26 protein-coding genes are annotated in these 26,102 nt (G+C 60.5%); 13 read left to right on the forward strand and 13 right to left on the reverse strand.

Annotated elements, in window-relative coordinates:
• Positions 1 to 402 precede the first annotated feature (402 nt).
• Positions 403 to 837: a hypothetical protein gene (locus ACYG9V_RS20015; protein WP_352763427.1), complete on the forward strand. Its 435-nt coding sequence runs from the start codon at positions 403 to 405 to the stop codon at positions 835 to 837.
• 126 nt (positions 838 to 963) lie between these two features.
• On the opposite strand, the gene ACYG9V_RS20020 is transcribed toward ACYG9V_RS20015, so the two are convergent.
• Positions 964 to 1,644: a DsbA family oxidoreductase gene (locus ACYG9V_RS20020; RefSeq protein ID WP_023688489.1), complete on the reverse strand. Its 681-nt coding sequence runs from the start codon at positions 1,642 to 1,644 to the stop codon at positions 964 to 966.
• A gap of 49 nt (positions 1,645 to 1,693) precedes the next feature.
• A complete protein-coding gene (locus ACYG9V_RS20025) occupies positions 1,694 to 3,514 on the reverse strand; it encodes an extracellular solute-binding protein (RefSeq protein WP_352763425.1) in 1,821 nt (606 codons plus the stop codon).
• Between the two features lie 260 nt (positions 3,515 to 3,774).
• Here ACYG9V_RS20025 and ACYG9V_RS20030 point away from each other — a divergent pair, with 260 nt between their 5' ends.
• On the forward strand, positions 3,775 to 4,398 hold the full coding sequence (locus tag ACYG9V_RS20030) for an invasion associated locus B family protein (RefSeq protein ID WP_023668972.1): 624 nt from the start codon (positions 3,775 to 3,777) through the stop codon (positions 4,396 to 4,398).
• Between the two features lie 81 nt (positions 4,399 to 4,479).
• On the opposite strand, the gene hspQ is transcribed toward ACYG9V_RS20030, so the two are convergent.
• Positions 4,480 to 4,803 (reverse strand): heat shock protein HspQ, encoded by a 324-nt coding sequence (gene hspQ, locus ACYG9V_RS20035; protein WP_023668971.1) that lies wholly within the window; start codon positions 4,801 to 4,803, stop codon positions 4,480 to 4,482.
• 224 nt (positions 4,804 to 5,027) lie between these two features.
• On the opposite strand from hspQ, the gene ACYG9V_RS20040 reads away from it, so the two are divergent.
• Complete coding sequence (locus ACYG9V_RS20040) at positions 5,028 to 5,990, forward strand: AEC family transporter (RefSeq protein WP_460222003.1); 963 nt, start codon at positions 5,028 to 5,030, stop codon at positions 5,988 to 5,990.
• Here the strand turns inward: ACYG9V_RS20040 and ACYG9V_RS20045 are convergent.
• Positions 5,967 to 7,178: a UbiH/UbiF family hydroxylase gene (locus ACYG9V_RS20045; protein ID WP_352763419.1), complete on the reverse strand. Its 1,212-nt coding sequence runs from the start codon at positions 7,176 to 7,178 to the stop codon at positions 5,967 to 5,969. The genes ACYG9V_RS20040 and ACYG9V_RS20045 overlap by 24 nt on opposite strands.
• Before the next feature lie 95 nt (positions 7,179 to 7,273).
• Between ACYG9V_RS20045 and ACYG9V_RS20050 the strand changes: the two genes are divergently transcribed.
• From ACYG9V_RS20050 to ACYG9V_RS20085, 8 genes are all read left to right on the forward strand, one after another.
• A complete protein-coding gene (locus tag ACYG9V_RS20050) occupies positions 7,274 to 8,161 on the forward strand; it encodes a DUF2182 domain-containing protein (RefSeq protein WP_352763418.1) in 888 nt (295 codons plus the stop codon).
• Positions 8,162 to 8,175: 14 nt separating this feature from the next.
• On the forward strand, positions 8,176 to 8,790 hold the full coding sequence (locus ACYG9V_RS20055) for a DUF1326 domain-containing protein (RefSeq protein WP_352763416.1): 615 nt from the start codon (positions 8,176 to 8,178) through the stop codon (positions 8,788 to 8,790).
• Positions 8,787 to 9,617: a phosphatidylcholine synthase gene (pcsA, locus tag ACYG9V_RS20060; protein ID WP_023682522.1), complete on the forward strand. Its 831-nt coding sequence runs from the start codon at positions 8,787 to 8,789 to the stop codon at positions 9,615 to 9,617. Before ACYG9V_RS20055 ends, pcsA begins: the two co-directional genes overlap by 4 nt.
• Positions 9,618 to 9,635: 18 nt before the next feature.
• Entirely contained in the window at positions 9,636 to 10,613 is a 978-nt protein-coding gene (locus ACYG9V_RS20065; RefSeq protein ID WP_352763414.1) for a quinone oxidoreductase family protein, read from the forward strand.
• 216 nt (positions 10,614 to 10,829) lie between these two features.
• The gene (locus ACYG9V_RS20070; RefSeq protein WP_023691315.1) at positions 10,830 to 12,407 is read left to right on the forward strand and encodes an ABC transporter ATP-binding protein; all 1,578 of its coding nucleotides are present in this window, start codon (positions 10,830 to 10,832) and stop codon (positions 12,405 to 12,407) included.
• Positions 12,404 to 13,528: an ABC transporter permease gene (locus ACYG9V_RS20075; protein WP_352763413.1), complete on the forward strand. Its 1,125-nt coding sequence runs from the start codon at positions 12,404 to 12,406 to the stop codon at positions 13,526 to 13,528. The genes ACYG9V_RS20070 and ACYG9V_RS20075 overlap by 4 nt, the downstream gene beginning before the upstream one ends.
• A complete protein-coding gene (locus ACYG9V_RS20080) occupies positions 13,528 to 14,448 on the forward strand; it encodes an ABC transporter permease (RefSeq protein WP_023668962.1) in 921 nt (306 codons plus the stop codon). The genes ACYG9V_RS20075 and ACYG9V_RS20080 overlap by 1 nt, the downstream gene beginning before the upstream one ends.
• A 50-nt stretch (positions 14,449 to 14,498) precedes the next feature.
• Positions 14,499 to 15,566 (forward strand): BMP family ABC transporter substrate-binding protein, encoded by a 1,068-nt coding sequence (locus tag ACYG9V_RS20085; protein ID WP_023668961.1) that lies wholly within the window; start codon positions 14,499 to 14,501, stop codon positions 15,564 to 15,566.
• A 139-nt stretch (positions 15,567 to 15,705) separates the two neighbouring features.
• Here the strand turns inward: ACYG9V_RS20085 and rimO are convergent, their stop codons facing one another.
• From rimO to ACYG9V_RS20125, 8 genes are all read right to left on the reverse strand, one after another.
• Complete coding sequence (gene rimO, locus ACYG9V_RS20090; RefSeq protein WP_460222004.1) at positions 15,706 to 17,019, reverse strand: 30S ribosomal protein S12 methylthiotransferase RimO; 1,314 nt, start codon at positions 17,017 to 17,019, stop codon at positions 15,706 to 15,708.
• A 140-nt stretch (positions 17,020 to 17,159) separates the two neighbouring features.
• The gene (locus ACYG9V_RS20095) at positions 17,160 to 17,819 is read right to left on the reverse strand and encodes a TerC family protein (RefSeq protein WP_023682529.1); all 660 of its coding nucleotides are present in this window, start codon (positions 17,817 to 17,819) and stop codon (positions 17,160 to 17,162) included.
• A gap of 262 nt (positions 17,820 to 18,081) precedes the next feature.
• Entirely contained in the window at positions 18,082 to 18,489 is a 408-nt protein-coding gene (locus ACYG9V_RS20100) for a DUF930 domain-containing protein (protein ID WP_352763409.1), read from the reverse strand.
• Between the two features lie 1,189 nt (positions 18,490 to 19,678).
• Entirely contained in the window at positions 19,679 to 20,647 is a 969-nt protein-coding gene (locus ACYG9V_RS20105) for a hypothetical protein (protein WP_460222005.1), read from the reverse strand.
• A gap of 9 nt (positions 20,648 to 20,656) precedes the next feature.
• Positions 20,657 to 21,028 carry an effector-associated constant component EACC1 gene (locus tag ACYG9V_RS20110; RefSeq protein ID WP_352763406.1) on the reverse strand — a complete coding sequence of 124 codons (372 nt, stop codon included), beginning with the start codon at positions 21,026 to 21,028 and terminating at the stop codon, positions 20,657 to 20,659.
• Between the two features lie 287 nt (positions 21,029 to 21,315).
• The gene (locus ACYG9V_RS20115) at positions 21,316 to 22,242 is read right to left on the reverse strand and encodes a glycosyltransferase family 2 protein (RefSeq protein WP_352763405.1); all 927 of its coding nucleotides are present in this window, start codon (positions 22,240 to 22,242) and stop codon (positions 21,316 to 21,318) included.
• The gene (locus ACYG9V_RS20120) at positions 22,243 to 23,583 is read right to left on the reverse strand and encodes an FAD-dependent oxidoreductase (RefSeq protein WP_352763403.1); all 1,341 of its coding nucleotides are present in this window, start codon (positions 23,581 to 23,583) and stop codon (positions 22,243 to 22,245) included.
• A complete protein-coding gene (locus ACYG9V_RS20125; RefSeq protein ID WP_023832183.1) occupies positions 23,507 to 23,896 on the reverse strand; it encodes a sugar 3,4-ketoisomerase in 390 nt (129 codons plus the stop codon). Before ACYG9V_RS20125 ends, ACYG9V_RS20120 begins: the two co-directional genes overlap by 77 nt.
• 431 nt (positions 23,897 to 24,327) lie before the next feature.
• On the opposite strand from ACYG9V_RS20125, the gene ACYG9V_RS20130 reads away from it, so the two are divergent.
• A complete protein-coding gene (locus ACYG9V_RS20130) occupies positions 24,328 to 25,050 on the forward strand; it encodes a hypothetical protein (RefSeq protein ID WP_023668954.1) in 723 nt (240 codons plus the stop codon).
• A gap of 347 nt (positions 25,051 to 25,397) precedes the next feature.
• On the opposite strand, the gene ACYG9V_RS20135 is transcribed toward ACYG9V_RS20130, so the two are convergent.
• Positions 25,398 to 25,589: a DUF3606 domain-containing protein gene (locus ACYG9V_RS20135; protein ID WP_023668952.1), complete on the reverse strand. Its 192-nt coding sequence runs from the start codon at positions 25,587 to 25,589 to the stop codon at positions 25,398 to 25,400.
• A gap of 185 nt (positions 25,590 to 25,774) precedes the next feature.
• Between ACYG9V_RS20135 and ACYG9V_RS20140 the strand changes: the two genes are divergently transcribed.
• Positions 25,775 to 25,936: a hypothetical protein gene (locus ACYG9V_RS20140; protein WP_023691300.1), complete on the forward strand. Its 162-nt coding sequence runs from the start codon at positions 25,775 to 25,777 to the stop codon at positions 25,934 to 25,936.
• Positions 25,937 to 26,102: the final 166 nt, after the last annotated feature.

The raw sequence follows: 26,102 nt of genomic DNA on the forward strand, positions 1-26,102 counted from the left end.
GGCAACAGTTGGTGCTGCGAGACCGCCGTCTTTGGGCCGAATTTGTCCTTTGTTTCAATTTGTTGCGAGAACGCTCAGATGTGCGAAAATATTCCCTGAGGGAAGGCTCATACACGGCTTTGTGACCAAAAGGCCTGCCCGTCGGCCGGTTTTCCCACCGCGCGCTAACCGGATCGCCCGAAAAATTGCCGTCCGTGATCGCCCCAGGTCGCCCGAATCATTTCACCGGCCATCACGGTTGGGCACGCAAGATCGTCGCTCCTGTAAAGCGACTGTTCATGAGGGGGCACGCGCTTTTTAGCTGCAGCTCAACACCGTTTGACAATCAAGCGCACTGGAATGAACCTTGCCGGGCACTGTCGGCACCGATGCATGTCCGGTCCCCAACAAGGAAGCTCCCCAATGCTTGCACGCGCAGCCGTTCCCGCAATGGTGACGCTCTTTGCCTGGCTGCCTCTTGCGCATGCCGTCAGCCAGACCATTCCGGCAAGCGCCGAAGGGCAAATCGAGTTCAATGCTCCGTCCGGCAACATCGGCTGCATCTACACGCCGAAGGGCGGCACCAGCACCTACGAACCACAGGATGGCGGTCCGGAACTGAGCTGTTCGCGCGTCGAGCCCAGCTACGTCACCGTGATCCTTGGGCCGAACGGCCCGGCGACATTGATCAAGAATCCGGGAGAGCAGGGCTGCTGCATCGATGTCGCGAAGCTGGCCTATGGCAACAGCTGGAGCAAAGGGCCGTTTACCTGCCAGTCGTCAACCAAGGGACTGACCTGCACGGGCAGCAACGGGCATGGCTTCTTCCTCAGCAAAGCCAAGGTAACGGTGAAATAACCCGAGCATGATCCCGAAAAGTGGTTGCCGGTTTTCTCGGACAAACGGGAACCGTTTTGTCCAGAGATCATGCTCAAACAAGGAGAATAGAGCCCCATCCCGATTTCCATCGGGATGGAACAGGCTCTAGCCGGCCTTTTCCAGCTCGCCCTTGGCCTTTGCGGCCGCGACTTGGCGGATGGCATCAGTCAGCGTGTCGGCGTCCTGCGCGCCCATGACGGCGTATTTGCCTTCGAGCAGGAAGCACGGCACGCCAGTGATCCCCATCCGCGATGCCGTGGCGATTTCTGTGCGCACCTCCTCGACGTCGGCATCGGTCGGCAGGAGCGTTTCGACCACGGCAGCGTCCATGCCGGCCTCGCGGGCGGCATCGATCAGCACGGCGTGGTCGCCAATATTGCCGCCTTTCTCGAAATACAGTTGGAACAGCCGGCGCACGAGCCGGTTCTGCACGGCTTCACCGGCGGCACCGGCCCAGCGGATGACACGATGCGCGTCCAGCGTGTTGGCGGCGACCTTGATGGCGTCGAAAGCGAAATCGATGCCTTCGGCTTCGCCGAGCGGCTCTACGCGGGCATGCATCTGACGGATGCGCTCGTCGCTGCCGAATTTGGCCAGCATGTATTCGCGCCGGTCCTTGCCCTCGGGCGGGATGGTCGGGTCGAGCTGGAACGGCCGCCAGCGCACATGAACCTCAACGTCGCCGGCAGCGGCAATCGCTTTATCCAGCCGCTTCTGGCCGACGAAGCACCAGGGGCAGACGACGTCGGAAACCACGTCGACGGTAATGGAATTGTCATCGCTCATCTTGATCTCCTGCAGCCGAACGTTTCAGCGAGACCGATCTCGGCCACGCTCAGTTCGGCTTGCGCCACCAGGTCGGCCATTGATAACCGAATATGGGCGTCTTTTTGGGATGGTCCAGGTAATTCCAGTAAGCGAGCCATTGCTGCGCGTTGTACTGCATCGGCACCATGTAATTGCCGGAGATCAGCAATCGGTCGAGCACGCGCACGGCGGCGACATAGTCTTCCTTGGTCCGTGCTCTCAGCATCGCGTCGATCGCCGCGTCGACCGCCGGATCGGCGACGCCGGCCAGATTGAATGAACCTTCTCTTTTGGCCTCTGAAGAACCCCAGCGAAGGTTCTGCTCCATACCGGGAGACAGCGAGTTGCTGAACCCGCTCGACCCGACAAGAACCTCAAAGTCGAAACGCTGCTTGCGCGACTGGATCTGGTCGGCCTCGAGGCTGCGGATGGTCACCGCGATGCCGATCTTTTCCAGCGAGCGCTGATAGATGGCGGCAAAGCGTTCCTCGTCCTGCGACGCCGTCAGGATCTCGAAACCGAAGGGAGTTCCCTTTGGGTCCAGCAGGACACCATCCCTAACGGCGTAGCCCTGACTCTTCAGCAGGTCGAACGCCACCTTCATCACCTTGCGGTCCTGGCCGGTGCCGTCATTCACCGGCGGGCGCCAGCTGCCGTCCATGACATCGGCCGGCACGCGGCCGGGGTAGGGCGCCAGCAGCGCCTTTTCCCTGTCGCTGGCGGGATGGCCGAGCGCGGAAAGTTCGGAATTCTGCCAGTAGCTCATCGTGCGCGTGTACTTGCCGCCGAACAGGTTCTTGTTGGCCCATTCGAAGTCGTAGAGCATGCCGAGCGCGCGCCGCACCTCCGGATTGGAAAACTTCTCCAGCCGCGTGTTGAACAGGAACCCGGTCACCACGGGCGGTATGCCGGTGTCGAAGGTCTCGGCGATCACCTCGCCGCGATGGAAGGCGGGAAAATCGATATCGCGCTCGCGCTTGACCGGATCGCCCTCATCGTAAATGGCGCAGATGCCTTTCTTGAACGCTTCCGTCTTGGCATTGGCGTTGAGGAAGTACTCGATGGTGATCTGGTCGTAATTGTCGAAGCCGCGCTTGGAAGGGATGTCCTTGCCCCAGTAATTCGGATTGCGCTTGAAGACGATGCGCTGTCCCGGCTGCACCTTGTCGATGGTATAGGGACCGCTGCCGATCACCGGCTTCAGCGTCGTCTTGTCGAAGGTATCCTTGTTGAAGGCGTGCTTTGGGATGATCGGCGTCAGCGCGATGATCAAGGGGGTCTCGCGATTGGCCTTGTCGTTGAAGGTGAAGCGCACGCTGTGATCGCCGGTCTTTTCGAGCTTGGCGATCAGGCTCATGCGGTCCCTATAGGGCGGGCGGCCCTTGTCGGTGAAGACATCGTAGGTGAAAAGCACGTCATCCGGCGTCACCGGCTCGCCATCGGACCACTTTGCATTTGGGTTGAGATGGAACTCGATCCACTTGCGCTCGGGATCCATATCGGCCGTGTCTGCGAGCAGGCCATAGAGGCTGAAGGCCTCGTCGTAGTTGCGCATCATCAACGGCTCGAAGACGAGATTGCCGAAAATGAGGTCCTGCATGCCGCGCGCCGTGGTGCGCAGGCTCTTCAGGATGAACGGGTTCAGATTGTCGAAGCTGCCGACGACGCAGTAAGTGATGTTGCCGCCCTTGGGCGCATCGGGATTGACGTAGTCGAAATGCTGGTAGTCGGCTGGCAGCGCCGGCTCGCCCTGCATGGCGATGGCATGTTTCGGTTCCGACATCGCCACGCCGGGTGCAAAGGCGAAGAACGAAATTGCGGCGATCAGCCAAACAAGAATGCGGCCCATGACCGTCTCCTTACTGGGCGGCTTGATGATTCGGAGTGCACCCTAACATGGCGCCGCGGCGCTCCGGCCAGATACATCAACCCAAATCGCACGACCCAAATTGCGAGGCCAAGAATTGCAGGCGGCGGGCTGGATTCGGCTGCTCATGCAGTGTAACACGCGCTCCGAAGTCATTCTGTTGCCTCAATTCGGCAACAGGTAGCAGGACCACACGGCGCGAAGAAGCCGGTCCCGGGATCATTTGAGAGGAAATGCACGACATGACGAGCCTGAACAGCAACGCATACCGCCTTTCGGTCCTGGCCGCGGGCGTGGTCGGCTTTCTGGGCGCCGGACTTCCCACCGCTTCGGCACAGCAACAGATTCCGCAGGGTTGGTTCAAGGCCTGCACCAAGCAGGAAGATGTCGACATCTGCAATGTCCAGAACATCATCACTGCCGGCAACGGCCAGTTCGTCACCGGCGTCAGCCTGATCGAGTTGAAGGGCAAGGTAAACCGCAAGGTCTTCCAGGTCACGGTTCCCCCAGGTCGCCTGGTGCCCCCCGGCATCGCCCTGCAGATAGACGCCGGCAAGGCGACGAAGCTGGATTATGTCATTTGCTTCGCCGACCGTTGCGTTGCCGAAGTGCCGCTGACCGACGCGCTCGTCGCGTCCTTCAAGAAGGGACAGGCGATCACGCTGACCTCGATCAACTTCCAAAGTCAGCCAAATCCCATCAAGGTTGCCTTGACCGGCTTCAGCGGCGCCTTTGACGGCGCGCCGCTGCAGCAGTCGGACATCGAGGATCGGCAGAAAAAACTTCAGGATTTCGTCGTCAAGAACAACCAGGACTTCGCCAAGAAGCTCAAGGACGAGCAGGCCAAGGCCAAAGCCGCCAACTAATCGCCGGGACAGATACCGGAGCGACAAAAAGCGGGGTCATGCCCCGCTTTTTTGTTGTCGTCACGTCGATGCAAGGTGATGTCAGTGTCTCGACTGGCGTTTTGGCTCATAGCGTCCGTCGGGCCGCTTGTCGAACATCTCGCCGATCTGTGGATGCCGGACCGGTTCGCCCGATTGATCCTCGAGCAGGTTCTGCTCGGAGACATAGGCGATGTATTCGGTTTCCGAATTCTCGGCGAGCAGGTGATAGAACGGCTGGTCCTTGCGCGGCCGCACGTCGGCCGGGATGGCTTCGTACCATTCGTCGGTGTTGGCAAATTGCGGATCGACATCGAAAATGATGCCGCGGAACGGAAACAGCCGATGACGAACCACCTGTCCGATCGAAAATTTGGCCGTTTTCATCATACTCACCACTAAGCCTCTAGAGCGCCCGGCGTCCCCTCGAATGTGCGAAGAGCGCTCTAAGACTTTGAATTTACACACACCGTGGCCAAAAATCGAGCCCGACTTAGGTCTGGGATCAGGCTTTATTTGGCGCAGAAAGCGTGTCAGTTCAATGCCGAAGCGCTTGACGCCCGATGAAGCTACGGGCTAGCCCGGTCCCGGGGTTTCGGGCCAGGGCAAAAATGTCTGACATTGTCGGTCTTGTTCTTCCGTTCTTCGGGCTGATTTTCATCGGCTTTCTGGTCGCGCGCATCACCAGGCAGCCGCTGGAAGCGCTTGGCTGGATGAACACCTTCATCGTCTATGTCGCGCTTCCTGCCCTGTTCTTCCAATTGCTGGCCCGCACGCCGTTCGAACAGTTGACCGAATGGCGTTTCATCTTCGGCTCGGTGTTTTCCACCTACACGATCTTCTCGATCATGTTCGTCTGGTCGGTGACGGCGTCGCGCGGCGAGATAGCCCAGTCGACGATCAAGGCGCTGGCCGCGGCCTACGGCAATATCGGCTATATGGGGCCGGGACTGGCGCTGCTCGCCTTCGGCGAGCAGGCGGCGGTGCCCGTGGCACTGATCTTCTGCTTCGAGAACATCATGCATTTCGCCATCGCGCCGATGATGATGGCGCTTTCGGGCGACGACAAGACATCGCCGTGGCGGCTGATCCTCGGCGTGCTCAAAAAGATCGTCCTGCATCCGTTCATCATCGCGACCGCGCTTGGCGTCGGCGCGGCCTATCTCGGCTTTCACCCACCGCAGCCGGTCGATCGCCTGCTTGAATATCTTTCGCGGGCAGCCGCCCCTTGCGCCCTGTTTGCCATGGGCGTGACGCTTGCGCTCCGGCCGCTCAACCGCGTGCCGCATGAGCTGGCGTCGATCGCGGCGCTGAAGCTGATCCTGCATCCATCGCTCTGCTACGTCGTGCTGAGCTGGATCGGGAACTTTTCCGAAATCTGGGTTTTTTCAGCCGTGCTTTTGGCGGCATTACCGACCGCAACCAACGTCTTCGTCATCGCCCAGCAATATGGCGTCTGGGTGCAACGCGCCTCGGCCAGCGTGCTGATCACCACCTGCCTCTCGGTGCTGACGGTGACCGGGCTGCTCTACATGATCCGCCACGGCATCTTACCGCCGGATCTGTTTCCCTGAACCGCCGGTAAGCGCCGCAAAGCCGCTGCCCGGCCTCAAGCCTTCGCGCATGAAAAAGGCGCGCAGCGGCGCGAAACTGCCGAGCACATTGAGGCCGGCGCTGCGTGCCATCTGCGCCGGCAGCATGTCCGAAAGCAGCGACATGTTGAGCAGATTGACCGCGCCGGAACGCGCCAGAATGTCGGGACGGCGCCTGGAATCATAGGCGGCCAGGGCCTTCGCGGCGCCGGGGTCGCCGCGATTTTCACCAGCGATTCCAATCAGATCCTCGATGTCCCTGATGCCGAGGTTGAGACCTTGGGCTCCGATCGGCGGGAACACATGTGCAGCCTCGCCGACCAGCGCCACCCGGTTTTGCGCGAAGCGCCCCGGTGATGCCGCTGAAAGCGGGTAAATTTGTCGGCCGGGCTCGACCGACACCCGGCCCAGCATCGACTGCATCTGCTGCTCGACACGCTCGGAAAGCGTCGCGTCATCGAGTGCGGCGAGGTCCTTGGCCGTCTCCGGTTTCACCACCCAGACGAGGCTGGAGCGGTTGCCGGGCAGCGGCACCTGGGTGAACGGCCCGGTCTCTGTGTGGAACTCGGTCGAGGTGAAGCCGTGTTCGCTGCGATGGCCAAAATTCAGCACCAGCGCCGCTTGGCGGTAGGATCGCACCGAGGCCACTATGCCGGCCGCCTCGCGCGCCGGCGACAGGCGCCCATCGGCAGCGACCGCAAGCGCGGCCGAGACTTCGCGACCATCAGTCAAGACGGCATGCGCCTGATCGGCGTCCAGACGCCAACTCTCGACCATCGACGTCAGCCATTCGATGCCGGGATGCGCCGCGACGGACTTGGCCAGCGTCGGGTTCAGCGCACTGTTGGGCAGGTTGAGCCCGAACTGCTCCTCGCCGATCTCTATGGCGCGAAAAGTCACCACCGGGCTGCGGATCAGCCGGCTGGTCGCATCAACGATGCGCATGACCTTCAGCGGCGCGGCCTTCGGCGCAAGTTCGGCCAGCACGCCCAGCCGATCGAGAACCTTGAGAGCAGGGTTCATCAGCGCCGTGGTCCGGCCATCGGGCCCGCCTGCTTCGGGTCCGACCAGGGTTACCGGAAAGCCCGCCTCGGCGAAACCGAGCGCCGCGATCAGTCCGGCAGGGCCGCTGCCGGCTACCAGTATCCGTGCTGTCTCGCGATGATCCAAATTGGACTTCCAGTTTGCGATGCAGGTGTCTACCCATGGATATAGGTCAGACCATGCGGCTTGATCAACGCGGCGATTAGGCTCATTCGGTTGTCATGACCGGCCAGCAGGACGATTTCAGCCATCTCGACCGCGCCGGTCGCGCCACGGCAAGCCTGGCCCGCAGCCCCCGCCTGACGGTCAACATCGCCATCGCCGGCGGCATTCTGCTCGCCTGGTTCATTCTCGGCGCCATGGCGATCCGCGGCGCCGAAGGCCGGCTCCCCGGCGTACCAGGCGATGTGGTCCTGCGATATCTGCCGCAACTGCCGCTGCCGGATGTCCTCGACCGCTTCTTCGGCATGTGCCTGACGCCCGCACCACTTGATGCCGGCGGCGCACCGGTTCTGGCGCTGATCGTGATGTGGTTTTTGATGGCCGTGGCGACGATGCTGCCGTCGGCGGCGCCGATGATCCGTACCTATTGTGAAATCGCCGACACCGCCCGCATCAAGGGCGAGCCGGTGGCCCATCCGCTGGTCCTGGCTGCCGGCTACCTCTCGACATGGCTTGTCGCCTCTATCGGCTTCGCGGTGCTGACGTTGCTCGTCCACGCATTTGCGTCCTCCGCTCGATTGCTCGATCCGGTGAGCGGCCTTGCCGCGGCGGCCGCGCTGCTGGTTGCCGGCCTCTACCAGTTCAGCAGCCTCAAGCAGGCCTGCCTGACAAAATGCCGGAACCCGTTCTCGACACTGTTTTCCAACTGGAGCGCGGAGCCGGGTGGCATCTTCCGGCTAGGGCTGAAGCAGGGCATGTGGTGCCTCGGCTGCTGCTGGGCGCTGATGCTGGTGATGTTTGCCGTCGGCGCGATGAACGTGTTCTGGATGGCGCTGATCGGCCTGTTCACCTTGATCGAAAAACAGACCACCGGCAGCCTTCCAACCCGAGTGGCCGGTGCGATACTGCTTGTCTGGGCAGTCGCCCTGCTAGTAGTCTCGGCATGACGGGGGATAATTCCATGGCAGAGCAAGGCTGGGCAATGAAAGGAGAGCTCGTACTCTCCTGCAATTGCACGGTTTTTTGTCCTTGCGTACTGTCGCTTGGCAGCCATCCGCCGACGGAGGGTTATTGCCAGACCTGGGCGGGCTTCCGCATCGACGCAGGCCATTTCGGCGAGGTCGACCTGTCCGGCCTCAATCTCGGTCTGGTCATGGAAATCCCAGGCTATATGAGCCGCGGCAACTGGACCGCAGGCCTGTTCATCGACAAGCAAGCCTCCGTCTATGCGGTGAAAGCGCTGACCAGGATCTTCACCGGGAAGGCCGGCGGAACAACCTCGCTGTTGTCGATCCTTGTCGGCAAGTTCCTCGGTGTCGAGCAGGTGCCGATCACCTACGAGACGCGTGACAAGACCCGTATTTTCCAGATACCGAAGATCATCGACGGGGCGGTCACACCGATTCCCGGCAAGGATCGCGAGAAGGATACCGTGATCGGCAACTCGGAATACTGGATCGCGCCGGAGATCATCGTGGCCAGGTCCGACAAAAGCAAGATGCGGGCGTTCGGCCACAACTGGAACTTTGCCGGCCGCTCGGCCGAAATCTGCAAACTGGATTGGCGGGGCCCGTGAGCAAGAACACAACCGCCAGGAATGCCGCCAAAAAGATCACCGACCGGATACCCAGGCCGAAGAAAAAGGTCACCTGGCCGCAGGCGCGGGCATTCTCGGTGCATCTGTTGACCGCGTCTGGCTCGTTCCTGGCCTTCCTGTCTCTGGTGGCGGCAAGCGAGCAACGCTGGACGGCGATGTTCTGGTGGCTGGGGCTGGCGCTGTTCGTCGACGGCATAGACGGGCCGATCGCGCGCAAGCTTGAGGTCAAGGAGATCCTGCCGACCTGGTCGGGCGAACTCCTCGACAACATCATCGACTATGTCACCTATGTGCTGATCCCCGCCTTCGCGCTCTACCAGCGCGGCTTCATGGGCGAAGGGCTGTCTTTCCTGTCGGCGGCCATCATCGTGGTGTCCAGCGCCATCTATTATGCCGACACCGGAATGAAGACGAAGGAGAACTTCTTCAAAGGCTTTCCGGTGGTCTGGAACATGGTCGTGTTCACGCTGTTCGTCATTGAGCCGGGACAGTGGGTGTCCTTCGGCGTCGTCGTGGCGGCCGGCATCCTCACCTTCGTGCCGATCAACTTCATTCATCCCGTGCGGGTGGTGCGGCTGCGGCCAATTAATCTTGGCATGACGCTGCTCTGGTGTGCTTTCGGTGCGCTGGCGCTGGCGCAGGCGGCCCTTGCCGCCTTCTACGACCAGATCGGCGTTTTGGGCGAACAGGTCGGCGTCTTTACCAAGGTCGGCATCACCATCACCGGACTTTACCTCGCCTGCATCGGCGGTATCATGCAGTTCTTCCCCAAACTCGGCGCCAAGCCGGACACTAAGAAAGCCTGACCGCAGGAAAGCCCACAAATGTCCAAAGCAATCCGTATCCACGCCCATGGCGGTCCGGAAGTCCTGACCTATGAAGACGCCGATCCGGGACAACCCGGCGCCGGGCAGATCCTGGTCAGGCACACCGCGATCGGCCTCAATTTCATCGATGTCTATCACCGCATCGGCCTCTATCCGCCGCCCGGCGGCTTCCCGCTGATCCCGGGCGGCGAGGCGGCAGGTGTGGTTCTCGAGGTCGGCGCAGGCATCGACTGGCTGAAGCCGGGCGACCGCATCGCCTATGCCGTCAATGTCGGTGCCTATGCCGAACAGCGCATTGTCGCCGCCGACCGCGTGGTCAAGGTACCGGACCGCATCAGCGACGAACAGGCCGCCGGCATGATGCTTAAAGGCATGACGGCGGAGTATCTGTTGCGCCGGACCTTCAAGGTGAAGGCAGGCGACACCATCCTGTTTCATGCCGCCGCCGGCGGCGTCGGGCTGATCCTGGGACAATGGGCAAAACATCTCGGCGGCACCGTCATCGGCACGGCAAGCTCAACCGACAAGATCGAGCTCGCCAAGGCGCATGGCTTCGACCATGTCATCAACTACAAGGAGCAGGATTTCGTCGCCGGCGTCGCCGCCATCACCGGCGGCAAGAAATGTGACGTCGTCTACGATTCGGTCGGCAACGACACATTCCCGGCCTCGCTCGACTGTCTGAAGCCGCTCGGCATGTTCGTCTCTTTCGGTCAGTCCTCTGGACCGATCCCGCCATTTTCGATGTCGGTGCTGGCGCAGAAGGGCTCGCTGTTCGCTACCAGGCCGACGCTGTTCGTCTACAACGCCAAGCGTGAAGACCTCGAAATCTCCGCCGCGGCATTGTTCGATGTGGTGTTGAGCGGCGCGGTCGAGATCAAGATCAACCAGCGCTATGCGCTGAAGGACGCCGGCAAGGCGCAAGCCGATCTCGAAGGGCGCAAGACCACGGGTACGACAATACTGATCCCCTGACGGAGGTTTGCCTTCCTTTCAGTGCTTTGCCGCGGCGCCCAGGCACTGTTTACCCGAAAAACCGGACGATCGGTTTGTTGTGCGAAACGGGCCTATCTTTACCCCTTGAGTTTCCGCTGAAATTCTTGAAGCTCTTTCAAGGTGGGTGCTGCTTTCGCACGAGAGCGGCCAGCGCATACGATGTTGGCGGGAACACAGAACATATCCGGAAACCGGATGGGAGGCACTGTGAGTGCAGATCATGATGGAGCGAACCTGCTTGAGGTTCGTGGCCTGACCAAGATATTCGGCACGCTGACTGCGTGCGATCATATCGACCTCAACATCGCCAAGGGCGAGATCCACGCGCTGCTTGGCGAAAACGGCGCCGGCAAGTCGACGCTGGTCAAGATGCTGTTCGGTTCGCTGGAGCCCAATTCCGGCGAGATATTCTGGAACGGCGAAGCGGTGCGGATCACCAGTCCGGGCATGGCGAAGAAGCTCGGCATCGGCATGGTGTTTCAGCACTTTTCGCTGTTCGAGGCGCTGACCGCGGCCGAGAATATCGCTCTGTCTCTGGATGACGGCTCACCGATCAGCTCGATCGCGGCCAAGGCGAGGGCGCTTTCCTTCAGCTATGGCCTGCCGCTCGATCCGGACTCGCTGGTCGGCGATCTCTCGGTCGGCGAACGCCAGCGCATCGAGATCATCCGCTGCCTGTTGCAGACGCCGCAGCTCATCATCCTCGACGAGCCGACCTCGGTGCTGACGCCGCAGGAAGCCGACAAGCTGTTCGAAACGCTTGAGCGCCTGCGCTCGGAGGGCAAATCCATCCTCTACATTTCGCACCGGCTGGAAGAGGTCAAACGCATCTGCGACCGCGCCACCGTGCTGCGTCACGGCAAGGTCGTCGGCCATTGCAACCCGCGCGAGGAAACGGCTTCGTCGCTGGCCCGCATGATGGTCGGCAACGAGGTGAAGGCCGTGGTGCGCGCACCGGCCGAAGGCATCGAGGCCGCGCAGCCGCTGCTCGAAATCCGCGCCCTCAGCCGCAAGCCGGCAACCCCGTTTTCGATCCCGCTGAAGAATATCAACCTCACTGTGCGCGCCGGCGAGGTGATCGGCATTGCCGGTGTCGCCGGCAACGGCCAGGGCGAGTTCTTCGAATCCGTCTCCGGCGAGGTGCTGCAGCAGGACGCCGCATCCGTGCGCATCCGCGGCAAGGATGCCGGCTCGCTCTCGATCACAGGCCGGCGGCTGATGGGCGCTGCCTTCGTGCCGGAAGAACGCCTCGGCCATGGCGCGGCGCCACGCATGAAGCTTTCGGAAAATCTGCTTCTGTCGCGGCACGCCACCGACGGCAAGGTTTTTGTCGGCGCCGGCGGCACGGTCAAAAGCGGTGCGGTCTATGCCGCCGCCCAGCGCATCATCGTGGCGATGGACGTGCGCAAGAGCGCGCCCGATCCGGAAGCCGCGGCCCTGTCGGGCGGCAATCTGCAGAAATTCATCGTCGGCCGCGAACTCGACCGCAGCCCTGCCGTCATGGTCGTCAACCAGCCGACCTGGGGCGTCGACGCCGGTGCCGCCGCCCACATCCGCCAGGCGCTGATCGAACTGGCGCGCAGCGGCTCGGCGGTTCTGGTCATCAGCCAGGACCTCGATGAGCTGTTCGAGATTTCGGACGCGATCGCGGTCATGCACAATGGCGAATTGTCGAAACCGCTGCCGATCGCCGAGGCAACTTTCGAAAAGATCGGCCTGTTGATGGGCGGCGCCGAGCCCGGCCACGCCGAACATGGTCTGGAGACGGCATGATGCGCCTCGAACTCGTCAAACGCCCGCAGCGCTCGATGCTGTTTTCCGCGCTGTCGCCCTTCATCGCCTTCGCCCTGACGATCATCGCCGGCGCGGTTCTGTTCGCGTTGCTCGGCGTCAACCCGCTGAGCGCATTCGAGATCTATTTCATCGAGCCGATCAGCCAGGTCTGGCAGTTGCATGAACTGGCGATCAAGGCCGCACCTTTGATCCTGATCGCGGTCGGCCTGTCGGTCTGTTACAAGGCCAACATCTGGAACATCGGCGCTGAGGGACAGTTCATCCTCGGCGGCATTTTCGGCTCGGCCATTCCGGTGCTGTTTCCCGGGTTCGAAGGCCCGCTTGTGCTGCCGCTGATGCTGTTGTTCGGCATGGTCGGCGGCGCCGCCTATGCGGCAATCCCTGCTCTCCTAAAGACGCGCTTCGGCACCAACGAAATCCTGACCAGCCTGATGCTGGTCTACGTCGCCCAGCTTTTCCTCGACTGGCTGGTGCGCGGCCCCTGGCGCGATCCGCAGGGCCATGGTTTTCCGCAGACGATCCAGTTCAACGACTCGGCGGTCCTGCCGGAACTGATGCCGGACGCCGGCCGTGCCAATTGGGGTTTTGTCTTCGCGCTTGTTGCAGCCGTGCTGATCTGGGTGCTAATGAGCCGCCTGCTCAAGGGTTTTGAGGTCCGCGTGCTCGGCTCCAGCCCGAGGGCAGGGCGCTTCGCCGGCTTCGGCCTCAACCGCATGGTCTTCTTCGCCTTCCTGCTGTCAGGCGCGCTGGCCGGGCTTGCCGGCATTTCGGAAGTCTCCGGCGCCATCGGCCAGCTCCAACCGGTGATCTCGCCCGGCTACGGCTTCACAGCCATCATTGTCGCGTTCCTCGGCCGGCTCAATCCGCTCGGCATCGTCGCCGCCGGCCTGGTGCTGGCGCTGACCTATCTCGGCGGCGAGGCGGTGCAAAGCGCGCTCGGCATCTCCGACAAGGTGGCGCGTGTGTTCCAGGGCATGCTTTTGTTCTTCGTGCTCGGTTGCGACACGCTCATCCATTACCGCATTCGCATGGTCGGCATGGCGCTGACGAAAAGCGCGGCGAAGCTTGAAGCCGCGCCGAAGTTGAAGGAAGCCCGCTGATGGACATCGCCGTCAACATCCTTTTGACCATCGCCACGGCGGCGACGCCGCTTTTAATAGCGGCCATCGGCGAACTGGTGGTCGAGCGCTCCGGCGTGCTCAACCTCGGCGTCGAAGGCATGATGATCATGGGCGCCGTCGGCGGCTTCGGAGCCGGCTATCTCACGGGATCGCCCTGGATCGGCCTGTTGGCGGCAATCGCCATGGGCGCGGTGTTCTCGCTGCTGTTTGCGGTGATGACGCTGTCGCTCGCCACCAACCAGGTGGCGACCGGCCTGTCGTTGACGCTGCTTGGCCTCGGCCTTTCCGGCATGATGGGGACCAGCTTCGTCGGCCAGCCCGGCGAGCGGCTGCCAAACCTCTACGTTCCGGTGCTCACCGACATTCCCGTGGTCGGCAGGCTGTTGTTCGGCCAGGACCCGATCTTCTACATCTCGATCGCGCTGACGGCGGCCGTCATGTGGTTCCTGTTCAAGACCCGCACCGGCCTCACTCTGCGCTCGATCGGAGACAGCCACACATCGGCGCATGCGCTCGGCATCAAGGTCATCCGCTACCGCTATCTCGCGGTCATCTTCGGCGGCGCCTGCGCCGGCCTTGCCGGCGGCCATCTGTCGCTGGTCTACACGCCGCAATGGGTGGAGAACATGAGCGCGGGCCGCGGCTGGATCGCGCTGGCGCTGGTCGTCTTCGCCTCCTGGCGGCCGTGGCGCGTGCTCGCCGGCGCCTACATCTTCGGCGCGGTGTGGATCGGCCAGCTTCATGCACAGGCATTTGGCATTCCGGTGCCTTCGCAGCTGCTTTCTTCTCTGCCCTATCTGGCAACCGTCGTGGTTCTCGTTCTAATCTCGCGCAACAAGCGTCTGACGATGATGAACACGCCGGCTTCCTTGGGGCAGCCATTCGTTCCGGATCGTTGACAACAAAAACAAACGGGAAGCTCCAAGGCTAAACTCAGAGAGGTAACACAATGAAAAAACTGTTTATCGCGTTGATGACCACGACCGCCGCCATGTCACTGGCGGCGTCGGCGCAGGCCGCCGACAAGTTGAAGGCATGCTGGGTCTACACCGGCCCGATCGGCGATTTCGGCTATTCCTACCAGCACGACCAAGGCCGCCTCGAGGTGGAGAAGGCGCTCGGCGACAAGGTCGAAACCGCCTATCTCGAGAACGTCTCGGAAGGTCCCGATGCCGATCGCGCTTTCGAGCGTCTGGCGCGCGAAGGCTGCAAGATCATCTTCGGCACCTCTTTCGGCTTCATGGACCCGGAAGTGAAGGTCGCCAAGAAGTTCCCCAAAGTGATGTTCGAGCACGCCACCGGCTACAAGACCGCTGACAATCTCGGCATCTACAATGCGCGCTTCTATGAAGGCCGCTACGTGCTCGGCCAGATCGCCGCCAAGGAATCGAAGGCAGGGGTCGCCGGCTATATCGTTTCTTTCCCGATCCCCGAAGTGGTGATGGGCATCAACTCCTTCATGCTCGGCGCGCAGTCGGTCAACCCGAACTTCAAGGCCAAGATCGTCTGGGTGAACTCCTGGTTCGATCCGGGCAAGGAAGCCGACGCGGCCAAGGCGCTGTTCGACCAGGGCGCCGACATCATCGTCCAGCACACCGATTCCACTGCGGCACTGCAGGTGGCGGAAGAGCGCAAGCTGCACGGCTTCGGCCAGTCCTCCGACATGATCAAGTTCGCGCCGAACGCGCAGCTGACCTCGCTGACAGACGAATGGGGGCCGTATTACATCAGCCGCGTTCAGGCGGCGCTCGACGGCACCTGGAAGCCTGACAATGTCTGGCTCGGCATCAAGGACGGCGCCGTCAAGCTGGCGCCCTTCACCAACATGCCGGACGATGTGAAGGCGATGGCCGAGGCAACCGCCAAGAAAATCGCAGATGGCTGGAACCCCTTCACAGGACCGGTCGCCAAGCAGGACGGCACGCCGTGGCTCAAGGACGGCGAAGTAGCCGACGACGGCACGCTGCTCGGCATGAACTTCTATGTGAAGGGCGTCGACGACAAGTTGCCGCAGTAAGTATCGGAAACGCAAAAGAGAAGGGGCGCCGCCCGGCGCCCTTTTTCACTTCGCGGGCTGCACGCTTCGACTGCGAAACCGCGCCGAGGGCTGTGCCAAAAATCCGAGGGCGCCGGGAGGCGCCCTTTTTGGTAATTTTCTAAACCGCCGAGCCGTAAAGGTCGTAGGCGTCGGCGCGGTCGATCTTGACCGTGACGATGTCGCCTTGGCGCAGCGGCCGGCGCGACTGGATATGCACCGAACCGTCGATCTCGGGCGCGTCGTATTTTGTCCGGCCCTTGGCAGACGTGCCATGCGCCTCGTCGATCAGCACCGGCAGGCGCTTGCCGACCTTCTTGGCCAGCTGCGTCGCCGAGATCTTCTGCTGGCGCTGCATGAAGCGATGCCAGCGCGCTTCCTTGATCTCCTGCGGCACCTGTTCGAGGCCGAGATCGTTGGAACTGGCGCCGCGGACCGGCTCGTATTTAAAGCAGCCGGCGCGATCGATCCTGGCCTCGTCCAGCCAGTCGAGCAGCATCTCGAAATCCTCGTCGGTCTCGCCGGGGAAACCGACGATGAAGGTCGAGCGTATCGCCAGATCCGGGCACACTTCGCGCCAGCCGCGAATGCGCTCCAGCGTCTTTTCGCCATGCGCGGGCCGACGCATGTTCTTCAGCACCTGCGGCGAGGCGTGCTGAAAGGGGATGTCCAGATAGGGAAGGATTTTTCCATCCGCCATTAGCGGGATGACATCGGCGACATGCGGATAGGGGTAGACATAGTGCATGCGTACCCAGATGCCGAGCTTGCCCAGCTCCTCCGACAGGTCGAGGAATTTCGCCCGCACTTCGCGGTCGCCGAACATCGACGTCTGGTACTTGATGTCGATGCCGTAGGCGCTGGTGTCCTGCGAGATGACCAGCAGTTCCTTGACGCCGGCCTTGGCCAGCTTCTCGGCCTCGCGCAGCACATCGGCCGCCGGGCGCGAGACGAGGTCGCCGCGCAGTGCGGGAATGATGCAGAAGGTGCAGCGGTTGTTGCAGCCTTCGGAAATCTTGAGATAGGCGTAGTGGCGCGGCGTCAGCTTGACGCCTTGCGGCGGCAGAAGGTCGATATACGGATCGTGGCTGGGCGGCGCCGCCTCATGCACCGCGGCCATCACGCTCTCATAGGCCTGCGGGCCGGTGATGGCGAGGACGTTGGGGTGCTTCTCTCGTATGACGTCCGGCTCGGCGCCGAGGCAGCCGGTGACGATCACCCGGCCGTTTTCCGAAAGCGCCGAACCAATGGCGTTGAGCAATTCGTCGCGGGCCGAATCGAGAAAGCCGCAGGTGTTGACGACGACCAGGTCCGCGCCGTCATGCTTGCGCGCGATCTCATAGCCTTCGGCGCGCAGGCGCGTGATGATGCGCTCGGAATCCACAAGCGCCTTCGGGCATCCAAGGCTGACGAAACTGACGCGAGGCGCAGACATGAGAAAACATTCCGGGTTTTTCGGGATCGGCGGCCAGTACCACACTTATTGCGGCATTGGTATGGGCAGCGGCTGCGGCGAACGCGACCACTGCCTCCGGCAGATACCCGTACTATACAGAAGCTGTAGGACCGGCAGCGTCAGCTCACCACAGGACTGACATGCGGCCAGACCTCGACAAGGCCGCGATAGACCATATCGATCGCGACGTAGAGAATGATCAGCAGGCCGACATAGGCGATCCAGCGGTGGCGATGCAGCAGCTTGGCAATGAAGCTCGCGGCCAAGCCCATCAAGGCGATCGACAGCACCAGGCCTATGACAAGCACGGGAAAATGATCGCGCGCCGCACCTGCGACCGCCAGCACATTGTCCAGCGACATCGAAACATCGGCGACGACGATCTGCAGGGCCGCCTGGCCGAGCGTCTTGCGCGGCGCCTTGCCCCCCACCGTTCTGTCGCTGTTGAGGTCGGAATCGGACAGCGCCTCGGTCGCCTCGAACTCGTCGGCATGCGACGTCCGCAGCTCGCGCCACATCTTCCAGCACACCCACAACAAAAGGATGCCGCCGGCCAGCAGCAGGCCGACAATGGCAAGAAGCTTGACGGTGACGGCGGCAAACAGGATGCGCAGCACAGTCGCCGCCAAAACGCCGATCAGGATGGCTTTCTTGCGCTGCTCGACCGGCAGGCCGGCGGCGGCAAGGCCGATGACGATGGCATTGTCGCCGGCAAGCACCAGATCGATGGCGATGACCTGGAGGAGGGCCGTCATGCTTGCAGCGCTGAAAATGTCCATCGACCGGAGCCCCTTGCTGTATCGGCGTGTTCGTCGTCGGATATGCCGACGCCCTAACGTGTATGGTTCCCGCGCGTCAAGAGACTGCCGGCGCAATTCCAGGAAAAGTGCGTAGCGGTTTTCCGTCCGGAATTATGCAAAAACAAAGAGTTAGAGTGGGTCAGCTGCTCCATAAAAAGCTGAACCGCTCTAACGGCCGACGCTGAAAGCCACGGGAATAGGGAAGGTCGTTCTGCCAGAGAGAATTCTGGTCGCAGCGAATTCAGTCGTAGAGATTGTACTTCGCCCAGTCGGCTTCCGGAATCTCGTCGCCGATGCGGTAACGGAACTGCAGGACCTCCATATGGTCCGGCGCCGTCTCGCATTTGAACTTCAGCCGGTACCACTGTCCCTTGCTGCGGAAGGCAGCACCCGGGCTGCGGATGACATCGGCTTTCATTTCCGGCGTCGCGAAGGCGTAGGCGACGACGCGGTCTGCCTTGTACTTGTGGTCGTCATGGCTGATGCGGTCGAGCACTTCGGCGTCGCATCTCTGCTCCAGCCGGGTCTCCGGGTCGAGTTTCAGCAGGCCGGCGCGCAGGGCGGCGTCCATGGCGTGGGCGGGCCAGGCCAGCGTCACCGAGGCCAGGGCCACAAGGAACAGTTTTTTCATTGGCGGGAGAAGCTGCATATTTCGGGTAAGAAATCAAATACACGATGTTTTACCGTCGCCTGCGTGCGCGGCGAGGATGCGGTCGCCGCCAGCCCGAACCTGGGGCCTTCCAAGAAGACACTAGGCTCACGAAGCTATTTACATTGCTGATACTGAGGTTGGCACGCGGTTTGGGCCTTCACGCCGGCAACTTGGACTGTGACCGAAGTCACAAAGATCACGCCTAAAAAAAGAGAGACCGCCCTTACGTTTCTCACGTCAGTATCCCGATCGGTGCCAAATGTTGAGGTCACTCACTTACCATGATGCCACTGCACCTGCAAATCTCCAACGTCTCCGTCCGCATCGCGCTCGGACAGCGCCCCTAACTAAGGGACGAATTGCGACCGCCAATTCTGGTCGCTCTATGCCGGCAATATATGGGTGTAACGAAAATAATAACACAACAAATACACTTAGAGAAACGTACACAAACCATCGTTTCATATCACGAAAAACATGACCCTCTGCCAGAAGCAAGCTTGTTGCCCCAATTACGCTCGACTGCCAGACAACGTGGGCGGATAAATACACGTTAAAATGTGTGTCGCGATACGTGTACCATACTGTCGCGGCTACAACCGCCATAAACAAACCCGAACCAATACTGGCCGCGATAAGCGTCGACAATTTATATGGCGAGAGTTCTGGACTGATTTTTCTGGAACGCAGCGAAAGGGAGTCCAAGCCAAATTGTGAACCGGGTCGAGGGCTGAAACATAGGACCAAATACCCACACGCGAGCATCTGAACTGCGCCGTAAACAAACCCCTGGAGGGCAAAAAGCAAGTAGGCAGCAGAATTCGACACGCCAGGATATAACGAAACCCAAGTCGCTATATTAGTCGCTAGCGCCCACCCTCCATAAATAACAAATGGAAGCAGTATATAATAGGCCAAATCCTTAATTTTGAAAATTCGCAACGACACGACAAAAAGTAGCAATGAAAACACCGCGGGCGACGCAAAGCCTGGAAAGGTGACGCGCAGTTGGCCGAAGATAGCCGTAGCGGCTTGCGCGCTACTCTCACCATAGGGAGCGGGCAGGGCCCACTGCGCAACAGCGCTTGCAGCCCCTGACAGGAAGCCAGCCAGCGCAAGCACCCGAATGGGCGCCTGCTCCGCCGGGTCCTTGACCAACGACCCGCTCGCGCTCCCTTTCGACGCCTCATCCGCAACGCTTAAATTCTGTAGAACTCTCCGAAGCAGAATTGTCACCAAGGGCGCGCTCAACATTTTCATGCGGCGTCTGGCCCGCAGGCGGAGAGGCTACGATAGCTCTCCATAGGCTGTTCCGAAAGAGAGGAGCTTTCGCAGGATTGCCCCTGATCTGATAGGGTTTCCAAAGTTCTGGACGTACGCCGTCGTCGGGGAAAGTATCTGCGATGTATTGTTGGACTGGCTGTTCGAGATCCTCGAGCGTCAACCATTCCTTACCGTTTTCCTTGCCGTGCTTAAGGCAACTGAAGAGTGCTTCGCAGAACATCGTCAAGGGACGACCGGCAGGTGCAATCGACGCTAAGCGAGCAGCAGACGAACAAAAAAGCGCAGTCCCCTTTTCTGCTAAGTCTTTGTCTTCGCCCGTTTCTGCGCCGCCAGAACCGGGAGACTGCTGAATCGGCAATTTCTCGTCGACTTTCTCTCTTACTAGTTCCGACAGAGGCGTCATAAGTTCGGCCACTGCTGTGCCAGCAAAGCAACAATCGAGAATAACCGTGCGTCTTATCTCGCGCGCCCTGTTTATCAGAACTGCGGCCAAATCGCCAAAGCGTAAACTAGTTGCGCTGTCGTCATCTTCTGTCGTCTCTCGGATAACCAAAAAGTACGGCTTATCCCTTTGATGGCCAAAAGCTCCGTGACCAGAGTAAAATATTATAAGGTCGTCCGCTTTATTTCTGACATCAGAAGGCAGCTTCTTTTTTAACCATGAACTTATTGTGCTAATTTGCTCTGTTGCATTTTGAGTGCTATCAAAAAGGTCAAGTATATTGGCCCTCGGAATCTCAAGGTCAACGTAACAATATCGAAAAAACTCATCCGCAGAACTGGCGCACTGCGGCAAAGACGTGAATTTTGGCGCTTTGGGGCACTCACTTACCCCAAGTAATATCACAAGAGGGCGTTTATCGGAGCGCATCAAATGACCTTACTTCGAGGCCAAAGCGACCAGTATATCCTTGGCATCAGCGCTATTCAATTTGGTTACTTTAAGATCTAATTTCGATGTTCCGGTGACGTTGACTTCGCTGCCGCCGATATATGACGTCATTTCTATGACAACCCCAGAATTTCGTCTAATAAAGGTAGCGATCGCGGTCGCCAAAGCAACTGTAGCCGGAGCTCCCAAAACAAGAACCAACGTTGTTCCGAAATCCTGCGTATCCTTCCGTTTCTTTTTAAAGATGGGCTTAACTTCCGGTGCTAGTTCATCAATCGATTCTTTGAGAGCCCTCGCTAACTGGCTCGCTTCGTCCTCGCGATCAGTGACGGGCCGCAGTTGGAATGTGGTAGTTCCCATGAAATTCCCTCCCCCTGAGCGAGTTATGCTCCGGGACTGTGACTGGAATGCAACTGCTTGGCAATAACTATTCACCGCATAAAGTCGAAAGGTATATGAAGCTTTGTTGGCGCTGCGCTCACCAGGGTTGATCAACTTTCAGGTTTCTCGCCTCGCGATTAGCACTGACAGACCGCACATTTCGCATAGTATCCAGCGACGTTTACTCGTTGGTAACCCGTGAAACACGTACGCTATGCGATTTCCGCGGTGGCGAACGGTCGAAATTCCAACCACCAGCGCCATTCTTATTTGTCCGGGCTGCCATGCACCGATTGCCTGTTTCGCCATCTTTGCGCTTCTCGCGATCGCGGCACCCACCGCCACGGCCGCAAGGCGATATAGACAGCGAGGAAGGCTCTTTGTGCAAGGCCGGCCTCGCTGTGCCAGACCTCCCTTATCCCCGCCGCCCGCAAGGCCCTTCGTTGGGTGCTGTTGCGGTCCCAGCGCCGGCTGATGCTGCCCGCCCGGTAGTATTTGTGGCAGAGCACTTGCGGCACGCGGACAAAGCCGCCGAGCAGCGACAGATGCAGAAGCCAGGTCCAGTCGGCGCTGAATTCGCCTTGGCTGTTGGGCTTGATCCCGCCGCTACGGTGGAACGCCCAGGCCCTGAATATCCCACGATTGGGAACCCACCATCCATGCGGCTGGCGCGCCATCGCCCGGCCACGCGCAAAACCGTCCTGCAAGCCCTCCAGCAGGTCGAACTTCCACGTGGCACTTTCGCCGCTGACTTCGATCACTTCGACGTCGCTGAACGACAGTACAGCCGCGGGATTGGCATCGAGCGCCCGCACCAGCGCCTCGATATAGGTTGGATCGATGACGTCGTCATGGAAGGCAAAGAACATCAATTCGCCGCTGGCATTGGCCATCAGATCGTTGGAGTTCTTCAGCCATCCCAGGTTTTTGTCCCGGCGCAGGATACAGACATCGTCGCGGCCGCCGGCGAAGGCTGAAACGATCTCGAATGTCGCGTCGGTCGAATTGTCCTCGCCGACCAGGATCTCGATATTGTCCCAGGTCTGCGCGGCGAGGCTGTCCAGCGTACGCGAAATGAATGCCGCCGAATTGTAGCACGGCACCAGCGCCGTGACCTTCGGCCGCCAGCCGGATCGAAGCTGGACTTGTTTCTGCGCTACCTGCTTCGCGCCGCCCTGTTCTGTCTCACCCATTCACTCGATCCCGCAGATTTGCCGCGCCAGCCTGTCGGCAAGCCACGGCGCCGTCGAATATTTACCTGTGTCGACCGAGATGTAGTTGCCCAGGCGGTTGACCCCGAATTGGTCGCGGCGATGGATCGTGGCTTTCGGGTCGCTGAGCGAACCACGCCCTTGCGCAAACACGAAGCCGCCGCGTACCTCAAGCTCCTCGGCATCGTCGAACATGCTGGAAACAACGGGCACCAACCGAGTGAGCGTGGCGCGAACGTCGCCGATGAACCGCTGTCGTGCGTCGGCATCGAGCGCTTGTGGCGTTTCGATCGACAATACGCCACTCTCCGCAAGCAACCCGCTCGGGTACCAGGAGAGATAGAAGTTGCGCCCGTCATAGTTTTTTATGTCGCCGAACGGGCCAAGGGCGACGACCGCGCACGGCACATCGACAGGCTGGCTGGTGCGGCCGAACAGGCAAAGCCTGTAGCGGTGCGACCATCCGGGAACCGGCTCGATGCCGGCCGTGCGGTCGACAGCCAGCCGCCCCTCCCAAAGGCAATTGACGACGATGTCGAACGCCTCACTTTTTTCGCTTGCGACCGCCACGCGCCATTTCCCGTCAATTCCGTCCACCGGCTGTGCCGACAGGACTTTGGACGCCATCCGCAAGCTGATATTGGGTTCACCCCGAAGCGCCGCGCAAAGCCGGTCGGCAACCCATCGCGTGTTGACGGATCGCTCCGGCACCTGGAAGCCCCCGACGATCTGGTCCGAGTTGGTGACATCGGCCAATTCAGTTTTGGAAAGCCGATTCGATCGCGCCGCCGATACGTCGGCAAGGTAGCTGGTGGCGTCAGCGTGGCTGCGCACCAATACATCCACACGTTCAAAGATCGCCCCCAGCGCCTCGGCAGCGACGATCGAGTTGCGATGGACCAGATAAAGGTCTTCCGAAAGGGTCGTGTGCGCTTCCAGATTGCTTCCGATCAGCTCGGAAACAAGCCTGCCGAAACACAGTCCTCCCGAAAGCAGATGCCGGGCGGTCAGCAGCGAGGGATCGTTCCCGTAGAGATAGCCGAGATGAATCTTGCCCTCGTTCCAACGGCTGGCGCAGGCCATCGGCTCGCTCTCCTTGTCGAAGAGGGACACCGCGTAGCCTCTGCGGGCCATCATGAGAGCGAGGCTGACGCCCATGATGCCGGCGCCGAGAATAGCCATTCTGCCGCGAGGCGCTGTCATGTCCTGGCGCGCATCGCGGCCTCTCCTTTCCCGATGAGTGTCATCAGGGGTTCGATACGTAGTTTTCAGGGTCGTATTCGGTATCGCAGAAAACCAGCAAAGACGGGTTCTCGCCTTCATAGGTCTGCAGCGCCCACACCGGGGCATCGACCAGCACCGCGCGGTTCGATGCGGTGAGCGTCAGCCGTTCGATCTGTTCCTGATAGCGAAATTCGATGCCGATCTGGCCCGACAGCTGCATCATCAATTGCCGGCCCGAGCCGTGTGCATGTCCGCCCCGCGACGTGCCGCGCGGCGCGGTGACGACGAACGCCCGCACGGCTTGGAAATTGTAACCGCTGAACTCGATAGCGGTCAGCATTCCCCTGGGATCGCAATGTAACGAAGTGGGGATCTCGGTGACCTTGCCGCCAAAGAACGTTCGATGCTGCATAACGTAAGCCCGCCAGATGCCGGTCGAAATTTACCTCAGACTAGCGCTTATATCAAAAGACAGAGAATACAACCACTTAGGCGGTGTTTTGGGACACAGCAGCGGATCGATGTCGAGCTCGGCCTCAGGCCGATACGGTGCCGACTACCGAAGGTCGCCGCGCCGTCACGACTTCTGAGTCGCGGCCGAAACCACGGCTTAAGACCTTGGTCCGAGCGGTCTAGGACCTTTGAGTTCGGAAGGCCGGCCGGTCCCAACGAGGGTGATCTACTTCAGCAATTTCAAAGAGTTATGCTGGTTGGCGTTTCGCCGGCCGGCCGCTTCGTTCTCGCAATGAAAGCACAGCTATATCCAAGTTTACCCTTTGTGTTAGCGATTCCTCATGTTGCCCGCTATAGCGGTTAGTGGCGGTGGCAATCTCGGAGGTAGTTATGACATCCCGAAAGACCCTTTTTGCTGCATTTGCGGTGTTCTCGCTTCTGGTGTCGCCGGCCCTGGCTGCTGCTGGTGGCAACGGCCATGGTAACGGCCATGGCAATGGTAACGGTAACGGCAATGGCAATGGCAATAGCGGAGGAAACGGTAATGCTGGCGGCAATGGCGGAGGCGGCGGTTCGCTCGGCAAGTCGGCATCCGCCAAGGGCCAGGTCGCCAAGGCCGCTACCGGTTCAGTGTCCAAGGAAAAGAATATCCATGCCAAGCTGGGCCGATTGAACTCACTGCAGCGCAACGCCAACGCCTTTATGCACTCCAAGAGCAAGAACTTCGCTGGCGTGCAGGCTTTTGTGACACAGTCGGCAATAGCCAAGAACGCTCAATCGGCGCTCGATGCCGCTAATCAGGCGGTTGCCGACGCCAAAGCGGCGCTCGACGCGCTGAATGCGAAAGCGGCTGACCCGAATACCCCGCCCGAAGATGTCCCGACGCAGGCCGACCTCGATGCAGCACAGGCAGCGCTCGATGACGCCACCCAGGATGCGGCCGCTGCTCAGACCGCCGCCACAGCTGCCGCTGCCAACGTCCCATCGATCGATGCAGCCCTTGCCCAAATGGCCAACAAGCCCGTTGACCCTGAGGTGACAGATTGGGCCAATAGCGTACTTGCCGACAAGATCGACCAAGTAGCCGCCAAGCTGGCGCCGGCCGCGCCTTAAGGCCCCATGCGGCGGCAGCGATCCAATCGACGATAAGCCGTCGGGTCCGCCCGGCGGCTGCACCTTTCTCGCCTATCTGCAGCGTTGGTCCCAATGCAGGTCCGAGATTCTGGTCATGGCTATTTTGCGAAATCTCCAGCCGGGCCGCCGTCCTCAAGGCTGAATTCATGCGTGCTTCGCGCATCTTCATCGACCACACGAAACCAATGCTCCTGAAGCGCTCTAGGCGACACCCTTTGGCCCGTGACCTTCTCTACCGCAGATAACGGATCATCGGTGCTCGTGGCCTGAGTTGAGACACACTCCTCTCCATGCCACTCTTCCACCTGGTACTCTGGCATGCCGGCCTACCTACCGCTCCCCAGAGCCTTCGCTTCCCGCTCCAGCGTCTCGCGTCGGTTGCCGTGCTTCGCGATCAATTCCTTGACCTGCTGCGGGGTGATGCCGGCCTTGGTGGCGAAATACTCGACTTCATAATCCTCATCGGCAGAGACGCGGTCCCGATCGCGGAAGTCCGTCTTCGTTTTGTCGTCGGCCATTTGCTTTGCTCCTGGTTGAATGATCAACCGCAACGTGCAGCCGCAGCCTTTTGTTGCAGCGGAGCCCGGATTTCCGAAACGGTCACATGGGAAACGGCCCTCAGTCGCAGGAGGTGCTGGTGTTGCTGTAACTTTGAACGGAACGGTTCTTCTCCTTGACGGTTGTGACGTGAAGGAGATGCCTCATGTTTGAAAGTGTGATGTGGTTGATCGTCGTTGCTGGTGGGCCACTGTTGCTGGCCCTATTGATGGCATACGTTCTTATGACCCGACGCCACCGTGGTCCTGCAGAACGCATGGAAAGCGACCGCGCGACCAAACGGCTCTATCGCCAGGACGAACGTTGATCCTGAGGCTGGCGCAACGTTTGCGCTCACGCTGGCCCGCTGCCTCGCGGTGGCAGGCTTCTTCGTTTTAGGAAGTTAGGAATAACTTAGGAAAGATTTGGCCCTCTTTGAAAATACAGAGGCAATTCAGCACGGTAGCCAAATATCTGGCGGAGGGAGTGTCTTC

The organism is Mesorhizobium sp. W016 (assembly GCF_054719485.1).